The sequence below is a fragment of the Paenibacillus sp. N3.4 genome (genome assembly GCF_008017805.1).
Taxonomy (GTDB): domain Bacteria; phylum Bacillota; class Bacilli; order Paenibacillales; family NBRC-103111; genus Paenibacillus_E.
In genome coordinates, this window is sequence record NZ_VRTT01000001.1 from 289,265 (window position 1) to 306,121 (window position 16,857).

The following is a 16,857-nucleotide window of genomic DNA, read 5'->3' on the forward strand; positions in this document are numbered from 1 at the left end:
GAAGGGTACCTCCTGTGTGTTTGCCTTGAAATGCTTGCCAAACAGAATTTACTACCTGGGCGTTGATGACAGCTTCTAGACGAATGCCTATGATTTACTACAGTATAGGCAGGAGCGGACTGTTTTGACACAAAAAAACTGGAAAAATTTCTGGGACCTGTCATAATGAAAACAAAACAACCTTTCCACGTAGGAGGAATTCTCATGAATCGCGAGCAAGGAATGAACCAAATCGAACGTACGCGTATCATTGCCATCGTGCGTGGCGTTCAACAATCTCAGATCGCAGCTGTTGCGGATGCCCTCCTTAAAGGCGGAGTAACCGTGATGGAGGTCACACTGAATACCCCCGGGGCCTTACCTATGATCAAAGAGCTTCAGGATAAGTTTGGAGAGCACATGTATATCGGGGCAGGTACTGTCCTTGATCTGGAGGATGCCAAAAAAGCCGTTCATGCGGGAGCATCCTTTTTGGTGACCCCCAATACCGATAAGGAAGTTATTCGCTGGGCCAAAAATAAAGACATTCCTATATTCCCAGGTGCCATGACCCCGACTGAAATCGTAAAAGCATGGAAAGCCGGCGCGACAGCTGTCAAGATATTCCCCAGCGCAAGCCTAGGTCTGCCTTATATCAAAGAATTGATGGGTCCGTTAGATCACATTCCGATGATGGCTGTCGGTGGCGTAACCGAAGAAAATATTAAACAGTTCCTTCAAATTGGTTGTTACGGACTGGGTATTGGCGGTTCTTTGATTAATTTGAAAGAAATCGAAGCAGGAAACTTCGAGTGGATTACAGAAAAAGCAGCTGGCTTGATAGCAGCATCCGTGTAAAGAAAACAAAAAAACCATCCTCCTCATCAATCGTGAGGGTGATGGTTATTTATTTGGGCGAATCATATAGACACATTTACTTGCGCCTTTGGCCAAGCATTCTGTTCGCTCCACTTTCGCATCGAGCAAATTCTGAAATAACGCAAGCTCACAGCGGCATGCTTGCTGGAATGTATTCGCCACCTGCGTGATTGGACAATTATGTTCACTGAACATGTACTCATCATCCCCAAGCTGTGACCAATCTACCATATAGCCATTCTCGTTCTGGATTAGAGCAAGCTCCGCTACTCGTTCTTCCAAGTTTTTGTCAATCATCCTAGGTTGATAACGAGATTCAAGTTTCCCTTGCCTGCCTTCAAATAATTGTTCGATCTTCTCATGACCTTCGTCTTCCAATAATTCACCAAGTAAATCGAGCGTCAATTGCAAATATTTCTTAGGAAACAACTCATCTGCTTGCGGAGCCAAGGTGTATACGTTGGTTGGTCTGCCCATCGCCTGTCGTACAAGCTTCGTCTGGAGCAGATCATCCTTTTCCAAGGAGTTAATATGACGTCGAACAGCCATTTCAGTAATGCCAAGCTGTTTGGAAATATCGTGAACACTAAGCGGTCCCTGAGTTTTGAGCATGGAAAGAATCACTTTGCGCGTGGATGTCTCAAGTGCATGATTCATTGGTCCACCTACCCTCGGAACTGTAATTAAGTCTCATTTTACAGCATCCCGTACAATAAGTAAATTAAGAAACAACTATGTATGTTATTCCATTTCTTTCTTAATGAACGCTCGAACGCTTGTACCGAATTCCTCTAATGCCGCTGGGATTAAAGGAATTAGGGGATGCATCCCTTCACGATCCCAAGTCGCGTAATCCTGCACAAGTGGTTTTCTCAGCTTCACCAATTGAAGCAATGTCTCCGTTAATGCGGCTGAGTATGCACCTTCACCTTGCACAATTTCCACGATATCCTCGTAACTGCTCGCATCTCTTAATATAAAAGCATCTATTAACAAGCTCCCCACATCGGTCACCGTTTCGATAGCCAATTGAAGCACTCGTTCCTGTGCAAGCTGCCAAACCAGATTGTTCGTGCCTTCCGCCCACTGTTTTTCAAGCTGATTGCAGGCATTCGCCAAGCTGGTCAAAAACTGAATTCTTTGATCGATCTGTTCATGGTTAATAAAATACATGGGGCTATCTCCGTCCTCTTTTTCGCCATTTCGTCCAAATCATCATTGCAAAAAATGTAATAATGACAAGAAAAATTAACAATACAGCCTGCATGACATACTCATAACTCACGTAAATTCACCCTCTTGATCAAAACTGATTCAAACTTCTATAAGTGTATCGCTATGGCATGAGAGCGTCAAGCATCACCCTTACACGCATAATCCCTATTGTCCTCTCATTTCTTTCATGTTACATTGAAAAAAGTGAAAAGGAGCGCAGCCCATCATGTCATCAAGGCCCAAACTACCAGAAATCGACGTCATTCGAGCTATTGCCATTATAGCTGTTCTTGTCATTCATGGGACAGCCAGCGCCACACTGCTTCCCATCGGAACCGGATCACAAGCCGTTTTTTTCATACTCAACAAAGCCAGTTTGTTTACGGTCCCCCTGTTTATTTGGATCAGCGGGGTTGTCTTGTTTTATTCCTATTATGATCGTTGGAAACCCCATATGTCGTTCCTGTTTTGGACAAAACGGTTGCGTAAAATTGTAATTCCCTATGTGGTGGCTTCTCTCTTCTACTATGTATACAATCAATTTATGTATCATGGCAAAATTAATTTTGATACTTTTTACTTTCTCAAATTGCTTTTATCCGGTCATGCGAGCTATCATCTCTATTATATCGTGATCATTGTACAATTTTATGTGCTATTTCCACTCATCATGAACTTAGTTCGCAAATATCGTTTTCTGCGCATGGGGTTGATTCCCTTAGGCATTATCCTGCAAGCAGCTTGCTATGCCTTCAATCATTGGATCCATCCTATTCCCGAATACACCTCCTTGTGTTTAACCTATGTCGCGCTATTTGCTTTTGGAGCCTTCACCGGCATTTATTACGAAGCCGTTGTCGCGTGGATGAACATTAATAAATTGTGGATATGGATAACCATGATGCTTGGAGGAATTGGATATGTAGGTATGCTGCTCCTTCATCAATATGGGGCCTTAACTATGGAGAATACTTGGTTTGAGTTGGCGCTGCTCGTCTACAGCATGGCCATGGCCGTATGCTGCATGCAAGGGGGACGTCGACTGCTTGCCAGCCGTTCACGGTTAGGTGAAGTGCTGGTTTCCTTAGGCATTGCCTCCTTCACTATCTACCTGGTGCATCCCGCTCTGTTGACGCTTTGGGATCATATCCTGCCGATGAAGGAGCGCATCTGGCTCTATGATTTGCACACGATGGCGTCCATACTTTTCGGGCTATCTGGCTCATGGCTCATCGCTCGACTTTATCAAAGCACAAAGAAGGACCTAAAGCCTTAAAGGCCCAGGTCCTTCTTTCTTTATACACTTATTTAAAGCGGGCTAAAAGTGCCCAGCGCCGCTGCTGTCTTCGGCTGTAGCGCGGCAAACCCTTATAGATGTCCAACGCTTCACGATAAGCGCGTTTGGCATCCTCTTTGCGGTTAAGCTGTTGATACAACTGGCCAAGACGATAATAAGCTTCAACTGAGGAGGATTGGAGATCTCGGAACCGCTCCATATAGGAAACAGCTTTCTCCGGGGAAACAGCTGCCATTGCTTCTCCCAAGCGAAGAAAAGCTTCACCGTATTTAACCCGAGGATTCATGTCTACCGCTTTCAGCATGAAGGCTTCACCCTTTGCAAGATCGCCCAACTTCAAGTAACAGAGTCCGATTTCGTAGTGAACATCTGCCGAATCTTCCATTACATGGAGTGATTGTTCCAATAAGGGCAGGGCTTCACTGAACTTTTTGCGTTCTAATAGTATCCGTGCCAACTCCAGCTTCGCTGAAATGTTATGTGGATTAGCATGCAAGTCACTTCGCAATCTGGATGTTCTGCGATTTAATTGAAAAGGCTTCAATATGTTTGGCGTTAATCCTACAAATCTCCGATCCAGCAAATATAGAACCACTACTAAAATGAGAAGAGCCAGAAACGGGTTGCCAACAAGGCGCCATAGTAAACCAAATGCAAGTATTTTGATCAGCACAACAAATTCTCCTTCCCATTGCCCAAAAAACCAACTGACATCCTATATGCGAACATCCCTTATACTACCATAATTTGGTTAGTCTGGTCATCCCTTTCGCAAGAAAAAAGTATTCGGCATAAAGTCGAATACTTTTAGGATATAGCGTTTCTGAACCATTCGTGATTTCACGATAGCGGTGTTATAATAAAAAGAAAAGGGAGCCTACATATGAGCGATCCACGCAAGGACATTTGGCAAAAAAGAAAACAATTAGGAAGATCCAAATATTTAATCCTCTTCGGCTTGCTGCCTTGGGGTATTGGACTCACGATCCTATTTAGCGTTATCGAATTGATCAGCTTTAAAGAAATCAACTGGGTCTGGATTCCTATTCGCTTACTCGTTTTCGTATTTATTGGCTTTTTCATTGCCAACGCTCGCTGGCACTCCATGGAAAGCCGTTATGAGCCATACACGAGACAACCTTAAGGGTTGTCTTTTTTATTCGTGCAGCTTATGTCCATTGATCGATTTCACTCGTACGTGAGATACCCGCTGCCGGATGAATAAGCTTGAAATTTGCCTCAAGCTCTTCCCCAATGGAACCATAGGAAAGTATATCTTCCTTAAAAGTCTCACGATCAAGCTGCTTCCTTTCATGTGATTCACTTTGGAATAATTGCTCAGTGACATCCTGGAATGCCTCATGCAGGTTGTTGTCATACCAGTCTATTTCATTCGAAGCGTCTTTCATGTACACGTGCGTCATATCAAAGTCATAGCCTTCGGAAGCTTTGAACTCCACTAACAGCGTACCTTCTCTACCTTCTACCTCAACCTCGATATCTGCGCAGCGAACATCATTGCGTTCTGTAAACCGAACGATGGCTGCTTGTTTGATTTTATTCATATCCATACCCTCCTCTTCTACACATCAACGTAGATACGAGGAGTATTTCCAGATTTGGATCCATTTATCAAGCTTTCGGCGCTAACCATATTTTGCGAAAATCAACCCATCCCAAATCGTTAATCGTTACGCCCCGAATCGAATCATGAAACGTTGTCTGTAAGGAACGATGGTAGACGAACAAAAAAGAATACTCATCTTGGAGCTCTTCAATAATTTCATTTAGCTTGCTCATGCGCTCCTCTTGATTAGCATTGAGCAGAATCTGATTGATTTCGTCATCAATCCATGCCATACGTTCGTCAGTCAAATGGGCCCGTACATAGCTGTTGCTTTCCTTCAAGGTTTGGATAACATGAAGATCAAAATCGCTTTCCATACACATATGGTAATAAATAAGGTCAGCGTCCAAAATTGTGTGCAGATGCATCATATCTGACTTGCTTTTGGTTATCAGTTCAACCTGAATTCCCACTTTGGCACATTGTTTGATGATCCAATTCGCATCATCGTTATTGTAACTGTAAATAAACATCCGCAGCGGTTCACCGTTATACCCCATTTCATCAAGAAGACGCCTAGCTTCGTCAAAATCCGTGCAATGTTCCCTCATTCTGCCATTACGGCCCCTGGTGAGCAAGAAACTGCTGGCCGGAGCTTCCCTTAGACCGCCTAATTCATCAATCATGCGCTCTCTATCCAAAATTAAATCAACCGCTTTACGGAAATGCAGATGCTGCTGAGGTCCTTTTTTATTCCTGTTAAACGTAAGTAAGCTGCAACCCAACATCGACTGCTGGATCTGATGCCATTCCGAATCTTTACCTAGGGCACCGACAGGCTTACGGGAATTCGTATCATCACAAAGCACCTGAACGGTATCCCAGCTCGGACCAACCTCGGACAAATCATGGGGCAAGAGCCAGATTTCGACTTGATCCAAATGCGGTCTAACTCCGAAATAGTTATCAAACGCCCTGAGCTTGCAAATGTAGTCATCATTGCTCTCTAGTCTAAAAGGTCCCGTCCCAATCGGCATCCGCCCAAAAATCTGTTCATTGTCCCGGCAAATTTCTTCCGGAATAATGGCTAACGAAGACTGAGCTAGCTGCTGTAAGAAAAGCACATTCGGCTGCTTTAATTCAATGGCAATGGCGCTTCGATTCAGCACCTTCATATTCTCTATACAGTCCGTCATCCATCTTTGACTTACCTGTCGTCCCGACTCCTTTAATCTTTGTATGGAGTAATGAACATCGTGAGCCGTCATTTCTCTGCCGTGGTGGAACAAAACCCCTTTTCGCAAATAAAAGGTGTAATGCAAACCATCCTCGCTAATATCCCAATAATGAGCCAGATGAGGTTCTACAACCTTCGATTGCGGATTATATTGGACAAGCGTATCGAATATTTGATTAATCAGATGGCAATCGAACGCAAAAAAAGAAAGCGCCGGATCCAAAGACACCAGCCATTTATAGACCGGAAATCGCAGAATATCCTTGTAGCGCTCCTCATTTTCGACTGCACGATAACCGAAATAACTGAACAACCAATCGATAAAAGAGTCCTGCAGTGCCTCTCCTCTACCCAATTGATGAATCAGTTCAATCGTTCCCTTATAATCGCCCCGGCTGGCTAATGCCATGGCCTGCTTCGAGATCATATCCTCCACTGTGACAAGAAAAGTCAGCTCGGACACATGACCTCTTCCTCTTCCGGGCTTCCAAATAATCCAGTCCTGTTCACTCATTTTTTTCAACAAAATCTTCACATTTCGCGTAGTGCAGTACAAACGATTGGCTAACTCTTCCAATGTAATCGGCTGCGGTTCATTCTCCACGCCAGGTTCAAAGGTAGCACGAAGCTCTAGATAATGGGTTAAAATCTGCATCATTCACTTCCTTTCTATAAAAGGGGAAATAGTTAAAGTGAATTATACTCTTTTTGTTCCCCTTATTCTAGAAGTACACTTAAGACAAAAGAAAAATAAGGAAGGTGAAACATATGCAACCCACTGATTTATATGTATCCGAGAAATTGATGCAATGGCAGCAGCAAGAATTGGAATTCGAGGCCCGCGAGCATTGGAAATGGAAATCCCTTAAAAAACGAAAAGTCTACGTGCTGTTAGCTAACTTGCTCTTCTTTGTCTAAACCTTGCTCTGATTCCTAGAACGAGCAGCACCGCGAGCAGGGCAAGCAGCGCACCGCTTGCATCCACGACCACATCAATGGCATGGCCTGTTCGGCCGCCTACGAACGTTTGGTGCCATTCATCCGATGCTGCATAAAGCACTGAAATAACAAAGGAGGCAAGCAGCGCTATGAAAACTCTCACTTGTTTTACAAGCAACGCCAGAGACCAAAGCAGGGCAAGTACAGCATACTCGCTAATGTGCCCTGCTTTTCTTATGAGAAATTCAATGAAACCAATGGGATCCTGCCATGATACTTTTTGATGATCATAGGTAAACTCCCATTTGGGAAACTGCTTCGTCAGCTCAACGCCAGAAAACTTTGATTCCAAAAGCGGACGCAGGCTTTGCTGCTGATACGATTCCCCTGATTTGATAAAAATAAAAGCCATCCAAAGGATGGCAGCGGCTAAGAACGCATAATAATAGCGATTCGAAGATGATTTTCGCATGCTGGTCCCTACTCCTTAAGAATTCAATTTCTTACGCATACTGAATAAAGCAAAGAATTCAATCACCATGAGATTGACACACGAAATCCCATAAAAAGCCATTCCGAACATCATCTGAAAAGGGGTTTGACTCACCGATTTCCACCACAAGGCAGCAGCCAGCGTCATTACAATATTCAAGGCCGTTGTCGTCCAAAAAGAAAACGCCAGTCTATTCGTCTTCCTCATCATCCACACGCCAATCAAAAACGGCACTGCAAAAGCAACACCTAAGAAAACCCAATACAACACAGCATTCGACACTCTCGGTCACTCCCAAACGATTCAACTAGTATATCTTACTAGGTTAGCATGAAAAAAGCGCTGGAACAACGTTTGCTCCTTATTGCAACAAAATCGTCAAATGCGCTGACAGGAAAAATCGTCGAAATAAATGAACTGAAAATAGGACTTGCTTGAATAAATGAATTCATGTATAATACAAAAAGTCGGCGTAAGTAAGCCGCATCATTACACGGGGCCTTAGCTCAGCTGGGAGAGCGCATCGCTGGCAGCGATGAGGTCAGGGGTTCGATCCCCCTAGGCTCCATACAAATAGAACCACGATCCTTCGGGATCGTGGTTTTTTTATGGAGCATGGGGGTGAGAACCCCGGTGGGTTCGCCTGCGCGGACGGAACGGATGAATAGACTTCAAAGAAATAACTTCGAGTGCAGGAGCACGGCGTCTGAATCTACCGCTGAGATTGTCCTCGTCGATTTCGCTTCGTCAGCCATTTAAATCAGGATTCGGACATCCCTTTGTTGGGGTGCCATTTCCATGGCATCCCCCTAGGCTCCATACTCTAAAAACCGCAGTCCTTCGGGATTGCGGTTTTTGCATGGAGCTACGGGGTGAGAACCCCGGTGGGTTCGCCCGCGCGTACGGAGCGTCAGCCGACGAGCACGATTTTAATGCAAAGAGTTAGCTACTCCTACCTTCGGTGCTCATCAAATCCTGCGATTATACAGTTATTTTTCGATTGAATCCGATGCGGGGAATGAAAGCTTGCAAATGTACAGGAATATTGCTTTGATTTTAGCTAATCTTCGAGATGGAGCTGCTAAAAAGTGTACTTTTGCAGGAATAATACACAGTGAGTGAATTAAGAAGTAAAAGGATGCAGGATTGCAGGCTTATTACAAGTGCTGCAATGCGCCTCGTTGAAGTTCGTAACGTACGATGTGTTTGCCTGCTGATCCGGTAGCTGCGGTAAACAGCCCCTTCGAACAGAGAGACCGTAGCGTTCGAACCGCCGAACGATGATTGATATTTAGATGAGCTTCCACATCGATTGGACGCAGCGGACGGGCGAGTCTGCTGGCAAGGCGAATGATTTCCTTTTCCGACACACTTCCGAGACTTACGGGAGAAGCTTGCGACTGGTAGCGGCTAAGCACCATCCGTAGCAACGTGATGCAAAGCTCGGGACGATTAGCGACGTCATCGTAAGCAAAAGATAGGACCTGGAAACCCATTGCGGATAGAAATGTTTCCCGGTTTAGCTCGTTGCAGTATTTTTGCCTGTCCATATCCCGAACGTGCGGACCGAAACCTTTGATTTCGATGATTAGCTTCACTGCCTGCGTTAACCAGGCAAAATCGCAGAAATAGGACAAGCCGCGCCAATCGAGCACTTCGAATTCCGGATGCAAATCGTCGAAGTTTCCTAACAGATCCCACCATACATTTCTGCAAAACATTTTCTCCGCTTCCCTATGCCCCCTATCCAGTCGACCTCTTCGTTCCCCTGTCCGTCTCTGCAAGTGATAATGTATATATGTGGCGTGTGCCTGCTCGAATGTCATTTTCGCCAACCCCCCCTAATAAAAAAACGCCCCGGCTCCAACTGTTGAGGAATGGAGCGGGACGTTCTTCGTCTCGTTGACACTATTGTAACTCGAAATGGATGGTTTTTCCAGTCCAATAATTGGGCGCAGTCAGTATTCATCTAGGCTCCACCATACCGGACCATTTGACCCTAGCAATTGGATAAAAAATTCAAAACTGCTTGGCATACAAATTTGCGTACACGCCATCTAGCGCAAGCAATGCATCATGCGTACCTTGTTCCGCAATACCGTCCTCCGTCAATACGATAATTCGCCCTGCATTGCGGATTGTGGAAAGGCGGTGGGCAATTACGATGGTTGTACGTCCATTTGCCAGCAGTTCTAATGATGCCTTTATGATTCTTTCACTCTCGTTATCCAGTGCGCTTGTCGCCTCATCTAAAATAAGAATGGGTGGATTTTTTAAGAATACGCGAGCAATACTTAGCCGCTGCTTCTGTCCACCGGACAGCTTGACACCTCGCTGGCCAATCTCGGAGTCATAGCCATTTGGCAAGTTCATAATAAAATCATGGGCATTGGCGTGCTTGGCTGCCGCGATAATTTCTTCATCGCTGGCTGTTTGATTTCCATAACGGATATTTTCCATCACCGTCCCAGCAAAAAGGAAAACATCTTGCAGTACAAAACCAATTTTTTTCCTTAATGACTCTAGGTCGATATTACGGACGTTGATCCCGTCTATCGCATCATAAAAGCGAGGGATGAGCGAGCATAATGTTGTTTTTCCCGCACCAGACGGACCCACTAAGGCAACATACTCACCCGGCTGGATACGAAGCGAAATGTTTTGTAAAACGCTGTCCAAATGTTCTTCATAATAGAAGGAAACTTGTCTGAACTCAATCTCCCCGTGTATCTCCGGCAGAATTATGGCATTCGACTTGTTTTCGATTGACGGCTTCAAATTCATGACTTCCATAAAGCGCTGAAAGCCAGTGACTCCTTCTTGAAGCTGTGTGCTCATATGATTCAGTCGTTGAATCGGCTCGATCATAAAACTGATATAGAGTAAAAAAGTAAGCAAATCCGATAAGTCTAAAGCAGCGTTGACGATACTGGCACTGCCAAAGATGATCACCGTAATTGTAATCAATTGAATAATCGTTTCAAAGCTATTGTAAAAAAGCGCCTCCGCTTTATACGTGATCTTACGGCTTTCGAGGAAACGGGCATTTTCCTGGTTAAACTTCCTGATCTCTACGATCTCGTTGGCAAACGATTTTACATCACGGATACCCGTAAGACTATCCTCTACCTGAGCGTTTACATCCCCAATTCGCTCTTTGTTTCTTCTTATTGCCTTATTCAACATTTTATTAAAATACAAAGCCAAGAGACCTAAAAATGGTAAAAAACAGAATACGGCAATCGTTAATGGCGCGTTAATAAAGAACAAAATACTAAATGCTCCAACAAAGCGGACGAGATATTTCATGTAATCTTCCGGACCGTGATGGTACAGCTCGGAAAGCAGCAGCAGATCGTTCGTTATTCGCGACATGAGCCGACCTGTCTTTTCTTTATCGTAAAAGCTATGGGGAAGCTTTTGCATGTGAGCGAACAGTTCACTGCGCATGTCACTTTCCATGCGAGCGCCTATTTCATGGCCTTTGTAGTCCACAAAATAATTACCGATATTCTGGATCGCGACTAAAACTAGCATTAGCCCCCCAACCCCATACACTTCATGGAGAGCAATTGATAAATCTCCTTCGAGAACATCTTTCGTAATATACCGAACGAGTAACGGAAATACCAAAGTCGCAACTGATGTGATAAAGGAGCAGGCTAATACTGAAATAAACATGCTTAAATACGGTTTGTAATATGAGAAAAATTTATTGACTGTAGGACGCATCGAATTTCCCCTTCTTTGTGTTATTTAAAACACATATAAGGGATATGCCGCTTATGACTTAAGAAAGTGTTTCCCCTTATATGTTTGCACGATAGAATTCATCATTTTTTTCATGTCAATTCCTCCTTGTTTTTTATAATTCCATCGTAAACCATTTCATTATGAAACCTCATGGTCTTATTTGGTTATAGTTAAACGTTATCCATATGGATTCGGGTAGTGAAACCGGCTCAGCTGGGAGAGCGCATCGCTGGCAGCGATGAGGTCAGGGGTTCGATCCCCCTAGGCTCCATATAGAACGATAAAAGAACATCTCTGATGACATGTTCTTTTTTTCGTTCTTGGAGCCTTTGGGGGTGAGAACCCCTGAGAGGTTCGCCCGCGCGGACGTAGCGTCAGCGAAGGAGCACGGCGTCTGAATCCACCGCTAAAAGGCCTCTTCGATCAGGATTTGGACATCCCTTAGGCTCTATAAGTGCAGTTTAATGTCCTATTTGACGCAATGAATTACTTATTTCTATAATATAATTTTCTTTCAATATTTTCCACAATGAGTTTTTCATCAATAAACTTAATCATAATTTGGCTCAATGACCTTGAGTGCGTATCGTTATTTTGATAAAATAACGATATACTGACGGAAGGAGAATTAATATGCCAAATATTCGACCAAGTTCAGATCTAAGAAATCATTACAACGAGATATCTGAGTTTTGCCATAAATATGATGAACCAGTCTACATTACAAAGAATGGCCAAGGCGATTTAGCTGTAATGAGTATTGAAACATACGAAAAAATAGTTGGAAAGTTCGAACTTTATAAGCTGCTGGATGAAGGTATGGATGAATTGAAAAAGCAGAAGGTACGACCTTTTCATGAGGCACTTGCAGACATCGAAAAGGGAATTTCAGAGTGATCCAAAAATATCGTATAGTGATCACTGATCTGGCAGAAGCGGATTTGCGAGACATCGCCAACTATATCGCAAACGAGTTATTGGAACCGACGACAGCGCGAAAAATGATTACTAGAATCGCTGAGGCCACTTTTCAATTGGAGCAAATGCCTTTTAGAAACGGTTTAGTTCGCGATGAACGATTAGCAGCGAATGGCATTCGACATATACTCGTGGACTCGTACATCGTGTTCTATGTTATCTCAGAAAAAGAAGAAACCGTTACAATCATTCGGATTCTTTACGGAAAGAGGCAATGGAGCAGCTTACTCTAAAAACTTTTTGGTAGTGAAACCGACTCACTCGGGAGCGATTGCGTAGGAGCACGGCGTCAGAATCTACCTCTAAGCTTGTCTTCGTAGATTTCGCTTCGTTAGCCATTAAATCATAGATTCATACATCCCCCTATTGTCCATATGATAATGTCAATAATGCCTTTTTTTATTTTTCACAATTTTTCCAAGTGTAAGATGTGAGTGTAGTATCAATGTTCCGATTTTTGAATTGTAAAAATTCTCAAAAAAGGCGAAAATCTGATTTCAAGAATAGCTTGATATCAGGTTCTCGCCTTTAATTTATGGAATTATGAGAGATAAGAACGATTTAGATATACCGTTTAAAAGTGAAGGATACGCTCGATCTAGTTATTTTTTTGGAAATATTTACAGAATAAACCACTTCTTCAGTTGATATCATTTTTACTAATTGTGGCGAGGCCCAATATTGACCATTATATTTAATAACGTCACCCGCTGCCAAATACTTCAGCAATGTGGCTGGATCCCCTGTGCTATATCGTACCCAACCTGTTAATTTTTTTCACGGGATGTGAAACTAACCAACGAGGGAGAGCGTTTCGCTGGCAGCGAAGAGGTCAGCGGTTCGCCCGCGCGGACGGAACGGATGAATATACTTCCAAGAAATAGTTTCGAGTGCAGGAGCACGGCGTCTGAATCTATCGCTAAACTTGTCTTCGTCGATTTTCCTTCGTCATCAAGTTAATCAATACTCGGACATCTCAAGCTAGAAAACTAACCTTAGTCTCCCCTATGCTAACCCGCTACCTTGCTAACGAACCCTATTGTCCTTATGATCGTCTAAATTGTTTTTTTGCTAGTCTAACGAATTCCAGCGGCGTTAATGAGGAAAAAAATAGAGGGAATGCAGGCATTTGCCGGTAATAGCGATTCTGGAGTTCGTTAGAATCTCAAAACACGTTATTTTGATCAAATAAGGTTTATTGAGTTCGTAAGCCGTACGAACGATAACGCTGTTTGCCACCGACAACGATGAATAACTGAAGTTCGACTAACTTGTGAAGAATTCGCCTCGCATGTGGGGCTGTAATTCGCAAATGAGTTGCCAATTCTGCCGCTGCAAAAGGACGTAGCAGCCGCCTCGCATAGCGGATGGCCTCCGCCTCTAGCCAGGTCAAATGCTTGGGCACATCCGTAGCCATGAATTTTCCGAGAAAGGAGAGGACAAGCTGCTGACAGCGTTTCGGTTCATCCGTAATGGAAGGATAGGCAATCGGCAGGAAAATCCAATCGTCCAATGCTAATAAGCAATGCCGCCAACATAAATCCTTAAAGCGTCTCACATCAAGATCTCTTGCATGAGATCCATATCCTTGAATCTCGATCCCTCCCTTTACATTGCCGTCAGGCATAAAAGCCAGATCCAGGTAACGATAACCGTTGTTAAAATCACGCACTTCCCATTCAGGGTACAGATGGTCGAAGTTTCTTATAATCGGAAACCAAACGGAACGTAAAAATTCGAGAGTGCCGTGGCCGAGCCCTTTATTCAGTAATTCGCGTCTTCTGTTATTTTGTTCTAGTGTAATGATTCTTTGCATCCATCCCTCATAAGCTTGATCAAAGCTTAAAATCGCTAAACACATCCTTTCTTATCATGGTGTGTGAAAGCCAAAACGCCGCTTTGACATCAAACCCGACAAGCAGGTTTAGAATGTGTCAAAGCGGCGTGTGCTTCACAACCAACGTTATATTTTCAGTATATCTAATGTATAAAATATTTCAACTCCCACTATGAATTCATATTTTCTTTCATTTTCAACTGTCATATTCTCGTACACGTATCCAGTCTACATTCGACTGAAAGCTGCAAAAATTAACCATTGGCATTCTGGAATCATACCAAACGATTTTCTAAAATCATCGTTCTGGCGATGTATCGGCGGGGATTAATAGGCTGCGCATGGAGTAAAAGCATAGGCAGCACCAAAAGAATCAAAATTCAGATAGGCATGCATTATCTGATCCTGAAGTGACAGTTGATTTTATGAGTGGTGTAAGGCTTTGTCTCTTTTCAGCTTAGACTTGAGTCCCCGCCGATGTAACGCCTCGTCTCTTTTGAGCACAAACTTGAATTCTTGCCGTTGTTGAAGGATCCAGCAGCCGAATCCTCGTATAGAAGCACGGGTCAGAATTCTAGCACTCGAATGAGCATATACTTTCAATTTCGGCTCATGCATTGTTTACATTCAGTTTATAAACATGAGTTACCATCACTACATAAACATTCATATAGGAGGAGGAGTTGCAGTGCATCAAACACACAAGAATATAGAGGCGGACAACGGTGATTGGGCTGTCGAAGCTAGCGGACTCATCAAAGTTTTTGGCGACAATCGCGCGGTGGATGGCGTAAATTTGAACGTTCGCGCCGGGACAATCTACGGCGTACTTGGTCCGAATGGAGCAGGCAAGACAACCACAATAAGAATGCTGGCGACCCTGCTTCGACCGGACGCGGGTTCGGCTCGAATCTTCGGGCACGATGTGGTGAAAGAATCGCAAATTGTCCGTCAATTGATCGGGGTGACCGGTCAGTATGCATCGGTCGACGAATCTCTTAGCGCAACCGAGAACCTGATCATCTTCGCTCGGCTGCTCGGGCTGGGGCGCTCAGAGGCGCGGCATAAAGCAGAAGCGCTGCTTGAGGAATTTGGTTTATCGGAGGCTGCGAGGCGGCCGTTGAAAAACTTCTCCGGCGGCATGAGACGCCGTTTGGATCTGGCAGCAAGTCTCATTGCACAGCCACCGCTGATCTTCCTGGACGAGCCGACTACAGGGCTAGATCCGCGTACGCGTTCACAGATGTGGGATACGATGCGAAGATTAGTGAAGACCGGGTCAACCGTACTCCTAACAACGCAGTATCTAGAAGAGGCAGATCAACTGGCAGACCGTATCGCGGTTATCGATCATGGTCGAGTCGTCGCCGAGGGCACTGTCGATGAACTAAAAGCTTCAGTGGGTACCTCAACTTTGCATTTGAGAGTTCAAAATCTACAGGACATCGAAAACGCGCGTCAGACCATTGAACAGGTGCTCAAAATTCATTCCAATGTGTCCTATGAAGCCGGAAAGATTACTGCACCAATGGCGAACGTCGACAAGGTCACAGACCTGCTTATCGCCCTCCGCGAGTCGGGTATTCACTTGGCCGAAATGAGTGTGCAGAAACCGACTCTCGACGAGGTATTTCTAACCATCACAGGCCATGGTGTTAAGGAGGACCCGTTGCAGGTGTCCTATGAAGCGGAGGAGGTAAAAGTATGAATAGCACTTCAATGAAATCGGGTGTAGATCGCCAATTAAAAAACCACACGAGCTTCAGCCAAACGGTACGCAACACATTGACGATGGCCTATCGAGGTCTGCTGAAGATTCGGCGCACACCCGAGCAATTGTTCGACGTTACGCTCCAGCCAATCATATTCACCCTCATGTTTACTTACATCTTTGGCGGGGCCATTTCTGGTGACGTGCAAAGCTATTTGCCTGTCATCATTCCCGGCATCCTGGTGCAGACCGTGATCACTACTTCAATCGTTACCGGTGTCCAATTGCGTGAGGATATGGATAAAGGCGTGTTTGACCGATTCAAATCTTTGCCTATCGCGCGCATAGCTCCTTTGGCGGGAGCCTTATTGGCAGACACGATCCGGTATACCATCGCGACTGTGCTGACCTTTACAATGGGATATATCATGGGCTATCGCCCTGATGGAGGCTTGGAAAACGTCGCCATCGCTGCACTTCTTGTTATTTTCTGCTCCTGGTCGATTAGCTGGATCTTTGCTTTCTTCGGCGTGATTGCCCGCACAGCCTCAAGCGTACAAGGGATTTCGATGATTGTACTGTTCCCGCTCACGTTTCTTTCTAACGCCTTCGTGCCAGTCAAAACCATGCCCCACTGGCTTCAGTGGTTTGTTAACATCAATCCGATCTCGCACCTCGTTACAGCTGTTCGAGAGCTTTCCAACAATGGAACCATAGGCTGGGATCTTGCTATCTCTCTCATAGGAGCTGCTGTCATTGTAGCGATCTTTGCACCTATTACGGTACGTGCATATATGCGTCGGACGTAGTTCAAGTAAACACTACTAAGCAATTCCTCCATTTATGGCTCAGCTGTGTCTATGACTTGGTCGCACACCAGCTATTATAACAAAGGAACTTTATCTCAAAGGCTCCATCAAACATATAAACACGCCAGTAGTGGCGTGTTTTTCCTGCTTTAGACAGTTAGCC

General features: G+C 44.4%; 18 protein-coding genes and 2 tRNA genes. 10 read left to right on the plus strand and 10 right to left on the minus strand.

Translation table 11 applies throughout. The annotated features are described in order from the left end of the window. The first annotated feature begins 204 nt into the window (after positions 1-204). Positions 205-837, plus strand: a complete 633-nt coding sequence (locus tag FU659_RS01305) for a bifunctional 4-hydroxy-2-oxoglutarate aldolase/2-dehydro-3-deoxy-phosphogluconate aldolase (protein WP_147945866.1) — start codon at positions 205-207, stop codon at positions 835-837. Between the two features lie 45 nt (positions 838-882). Here the strand turns inward: FU659_RS01305 and FU659_RS01310 are convergent, their stop codons facing one another. Both FU659_RS01310 and FU659_RS01315 read right to left on the minus strand, forming a co-directional pair. Then, complete coding sequence (locus tag FU659_RS01310) at positions 883-1,515, minus strand: helix-turn-helix transcriptional regulator (protein WP_147945867.1); 633 nt, start codon at positions 1,513-1,515, stop codon at positions 883-885. A gap of 84 nt (positions 1,516-1,599) precedes the next feature. Beyond that, positions 1,600-2,031, minus strand: a complete 432-nt coding sequence (locus FU659_RS01315) for a DUF86 domain-containing protein (protein ID WP_147945868.1) — start codon at positions 2,029-2,031, stop codon at positions 1,600-1,602. Between the two features lie 268 nt (positions 2,032-2,299). Here FU659_RS01315 and FU659_RS01320 point away from each other — a divergent pair, with 268 nt between their 5' ends. Then, on the plus strand, positions 2,300-3,349 hold the full coding sequence (locus FU659_RS01320; protein ID WP_147945869.1) for an acyltransferase: 1,050 nt from the start codon (positions 2,300-2,302) through the stop codon (positions 3,347-3,349). Between the two features lie 28 nt (positions 3,350-3,377). On the opposite strand, the gene FU659_RS01325 is transcribed toward FU659_RS01320, so the two are convergent. Beyond that, entirely contained in the window at positions 3,378-4,043 is a 666-nt protein-coding gene (locus FU659_RS01325) for a tetratricopeptide repeat protein (protein ID WP_315971256.1), read from the minus strand. A 210-nt stretch (positions 4,044-4,253) separates the two neighbouring features. Between FU659_RS01325 and FU659_RS01330 the strand changes: the two genes are divergently transcribed. Beyond that, complete coding sequence (locus FU659_RS01330; RefSeq protein WP_147945870.1) at positions 4,254-4,514, plus strand: hypothetical protein; 261 nt, start codon at positions 4,254-4,256, stop codon at positions 4,512-4,514. Positions 4,515-4,539: 25 nt separating this feature from the next. Here FU659_RS01330 and FU659_RS01335 read toward each other — a convergent pair whose 3' ends face one another. Together FU659_RS01335 and FU659_RS01340 are read right to left on the minus strand one after the other, a co-directional pair. After that, positions 4,540-4,935, minus strand: coding sequence for a hypothetical protein (locus FU659_RS01335; protein WP_147945871.1), 396 nt, complete (start codon positions 4,933-4,935; stop codon positions 4,540-4,542). A 67-nt stretch (positions 4,936-5,002) separates the two neighbouring features. Continuing rightward, positions 5,003-6,832, minus strand: coding sequence for an SgrR family transcriptional regulator (locus FU659_RS01340; protein ID WP_147945872.1), 1,830 nt, complete (start codon positions 6,830-6,832; stop codon positions 5,003-5,005). A 110-nt stretch (positions 6,833-6,942) separates the two neighbouring features. Here FU659_RS01340 and FU659_RS35025 point away from each other — a divergent pair, with 110 nt between their 5' ends. After that, the gene (locus FU659_RS35025; RefSeq protein WP_187273825.1) at positions 6,943-7,092 is read left to right on the plus strand and encodes a hypothetical protein; all 150 of its coding nucleotides are present in this window, start codon (positions 6,943-6,945) and stop codon (positions 7,090-7,092) included. Here the strand turns inward: FU659_RS35025 and FU659_RS01345 are convergent. Continuing rightward, complete coding sequence (locus tag FU659_RS01345; RefSeq protein WP_147945873.1) at positions 7,070-7,585, minus strand: VanZ family protein; 516 nt, start codon at positions 7,583-7,585, stop codon at positions 7,070-7,072. The genes FU659_RS35025 and FU659_RS01345 overlap by 23 nt on opposite strands. Before the next feature lie 15 nt (positions 7,586-7,600). Further along, positions 7,601-7,888: a cytochrome c oxidase VIIc family protein gene (locus tag FU659_RS01350; protein WP_147945874.1), complete on the minus strand. Its 288-nt coding sequence runs from the start codon at positions 7,886-7,888 to the stop codon at positions 7,601-7,603. Between the two features lie 213 nt (positions 7,889-8,101). Between FU659_RS01350 and FU659_RS01355 the strand changes: the two genes are divergently transcribed. Beyond that, positions 8,102-8,174: transfer RNA gene (locus tag FU659_RS01355), tRNA-Ala, on the plus strand. A gap of 589 nt (positions 8,175-8,763) precedes the next feature. Here FU659_RS01355 and FU659_RS01360 read toward each other — a convergent pair. Together FU659_RS01360 and FU659_RS01365 are read right to left on the minus strand one after the other, a co-directional pair. After that, complete coding sequence (locus tag FU659_RS01360; protein WP_147945875.1) at positions 8,764-9,432, minus strand: DUF559 domain-containing protein; 669 nt, start codon at positions 9,430-9,432, stop codon at positions 8,764-8,766. A 193-nt stretch (positions 9,433-9,625) separates the two neighbouring features. Further along, positions 9,626-11,338, minus strand: a complete 1,713-nt coding sequence (locus FU659_RS01365) for an ABC transporter ATP-binding protein (protein WP_147945876.1) — start codon at positions 11,336-11,338, stop codon at positions 9,626-9,628. Between the two features lie 227 nt (positions 11,339-11,565). On the opposite strand from FU659_RS01365, the gene FU659_RS01370 reads away from it, so the two are divergent. The 3 genes from FU659_RS01370 to FU659_RS01380 all read left to right on the plus strand — a co-directional run bounded on the left by FU659_RS01370 (position 11,566) and on the right by FU659_RS01380 (position 12,570). Next, positions 11,566-11,630: transfer RNA gene (locus FU659_RS01370), tRNA-Ala, on the plus strand. Between the two features lie 362 nt (positions 11,631-11,992). After that, positions 11,993-12,256 carry a type II toxin-antitoxin system Phd/YefM family antitoxin gene (locus FU659_RS01375; RefSeq protein ID WP_147945877.1) on the plus strand — a complete coding sequence of 88 codons (264 nt, stop codon included), beginning with the start codon at positions 11,993-11,995 and terminating at the stop codon, positions 12,254-12,256. Further along, positions 12,253-12,570 (plus strand): type II toxin-antitoxin system RelE/ParE family toxin, encoded by a 318-nt coding sequence (locus FU659_RS01380; protein ID WP_222708467.1) that lies wholly within the window; start codon positions 12,253-12,255, stop codon positions 12,568-12,570. The genes FU659_RS01375 and FU659_RS01380 overlap by 4 nt, the downstream gene beginning before the upstream one ends. 962 nt (positions 12,571-13,532) lie before the next feature. Here the strand turns inward: FU659_RS01380 and FU659_RS01385 are convergent. After that, positions 13,533-14,153: a transcriptional regulator gene (locus tag FU659_RS01385; protein WP_397354837.1), complete on the minus strand. Its 621-nt coding sequence runs from the start codon at positions 14,151-14,153 to the stop codon at positions 13,533-13,535. A 709-nt stretch (positions 14,154-14,862) separates the two neighbouring features. Between FU659_RS01385 and FU659_RS01390 the strand changes: the two genes are divergently transcribed. Both FU659_RS01390 and FU659_RS01395 read left to right on the plus strand, forming a co-directional pair. Beyond that, positions 14,863-15,882 (plus strand): ATP-binding cassette domain-containing protein, encoded by a 1,020-nt coding sequence (locus FU659_RS01390; protein ID WP_261807545.1) that lies wholly within the window; start codon positions 14,863-14,865, stop codon positions 15,880-15,882. Then, positions 15,879-16,694, plus strand: coding sequence for an ABC transporter permease (locus tag FU659_RS01395; protein WP_147945879.1), 816 nt, complete (start codon positions 15,879-15,881; stop codon positions 16,692-16,694). The genes FU659_RS01390 and FU659_RS01395 overlap by 4 nt, the downstream gene beginning before the upstream one ends. The last annotated feature ends 163 nt before the right edge of the window (positions 16,695-16,857 follow it).

What these genes read in the sequence shown, in the direction of transcription:
- FU659_RS01305 (WP_147945866.1), top strand. Translation starts at nt 205, where the DNA reads ATGAATCGCGAGCAAGGAATGAACCAAATCGAACGTACGCGTATCATT.
- FU659_RS01310 (WP_147945867.1), bottom strand. Translation starts at nt 1,515, where the DNA reads ATGAATCATGCACTTGAGACATCCACGCGCAAAGTGATTCTTTCCATG.
- FU659_RS01315 (WP_147945868.1), bottom strand. Translation starts at nt 2,031, where the DNA reads ATGTATTTTATTAACCATGAACAGATCGATCAAAGAATTCAGTTTTTG.
- FU659_RS01320 (WP_147945869.1), top strand. Translation starts at nt 2,300, where the DNA reads ATGTCATCAAGGCCCAAACTACCAGAAATCGACGTCATTCGAGCTATT.
- FU659_RS01330 (WP_147945870.1), top strand. Translation starts at nt 4,254, where the DNA reads ATGAGCGATCCACGCAAGGACATTTGGCAAAAAAGAAAACAATTAGGA.
- FU659_RS01335 (WP_147945871.1), bottom strand. Translation starts at nt 4,935, where the DNA reads ATGAATAAAATCAAACAAGCAGCCATCGTTCGGTTTACAGAACGCAAT.
- FU659_RS01340 (WP_147945872.1), bottom strand. Translation starts at nt 6,832, where the DNA reads ATGATGCAGATTTTAACCCATTATCTAGAGCTTCGTGCTACCTTTGAA.
- FU659_RS35025 (WP_187273825.1), top strand. Translation starts at nt 6,943, where the DNA reads ATGCAACCCACTGATTTATATGTATCCGAGAAATTGATGCAATGGCAG.
- FU659_RS01345 (WP_147945873.1), bottom strand. Translation starts at nt 7,585, where the DNA reads ATGCGAAAATCATCTTCGAATCGCTATTATTATGCGTTCTTAGCCGCT.
- FU659_RS01360 (WP_147945875.1), bottom strand. Translation starts at nt 9,432, where the DNA reads ATGACATTCGAGCAGGCACACGCCACATATATACATTATCACTTGCAG.
- FU659_RS01365 (WP_147945876.1), bottom strand. Translation starts at nt 11,338, where the DNA reads ATGCGTCCTACAGTCAATAAATTTTTCTCATATTACAAACCGTATTTA.
- FU659_RS01375 (WP_147945877.1), top strand. Translation starts at nt 11,993, where the DNA reads ATGCCAAATATTCGACCAAGTTCAGATCTAAGAAATCATTACAACGAG.
- FU659_RS01385 (WP_397354837.1), bottom strand. Translation starts at nt 14,153, where the DNA reads ATGCAAAGAATCATTACACTAGAACAAAATAACAGAAGACGCGAATTA.
- FU659_RS01395 (WP_147945879.1), top strand. Translation starts at nt 15,879, where the DNA reads ATGAATAGCACTTCAATGAAATCGGGTGTAGATCGCCAATTAAAAAAC.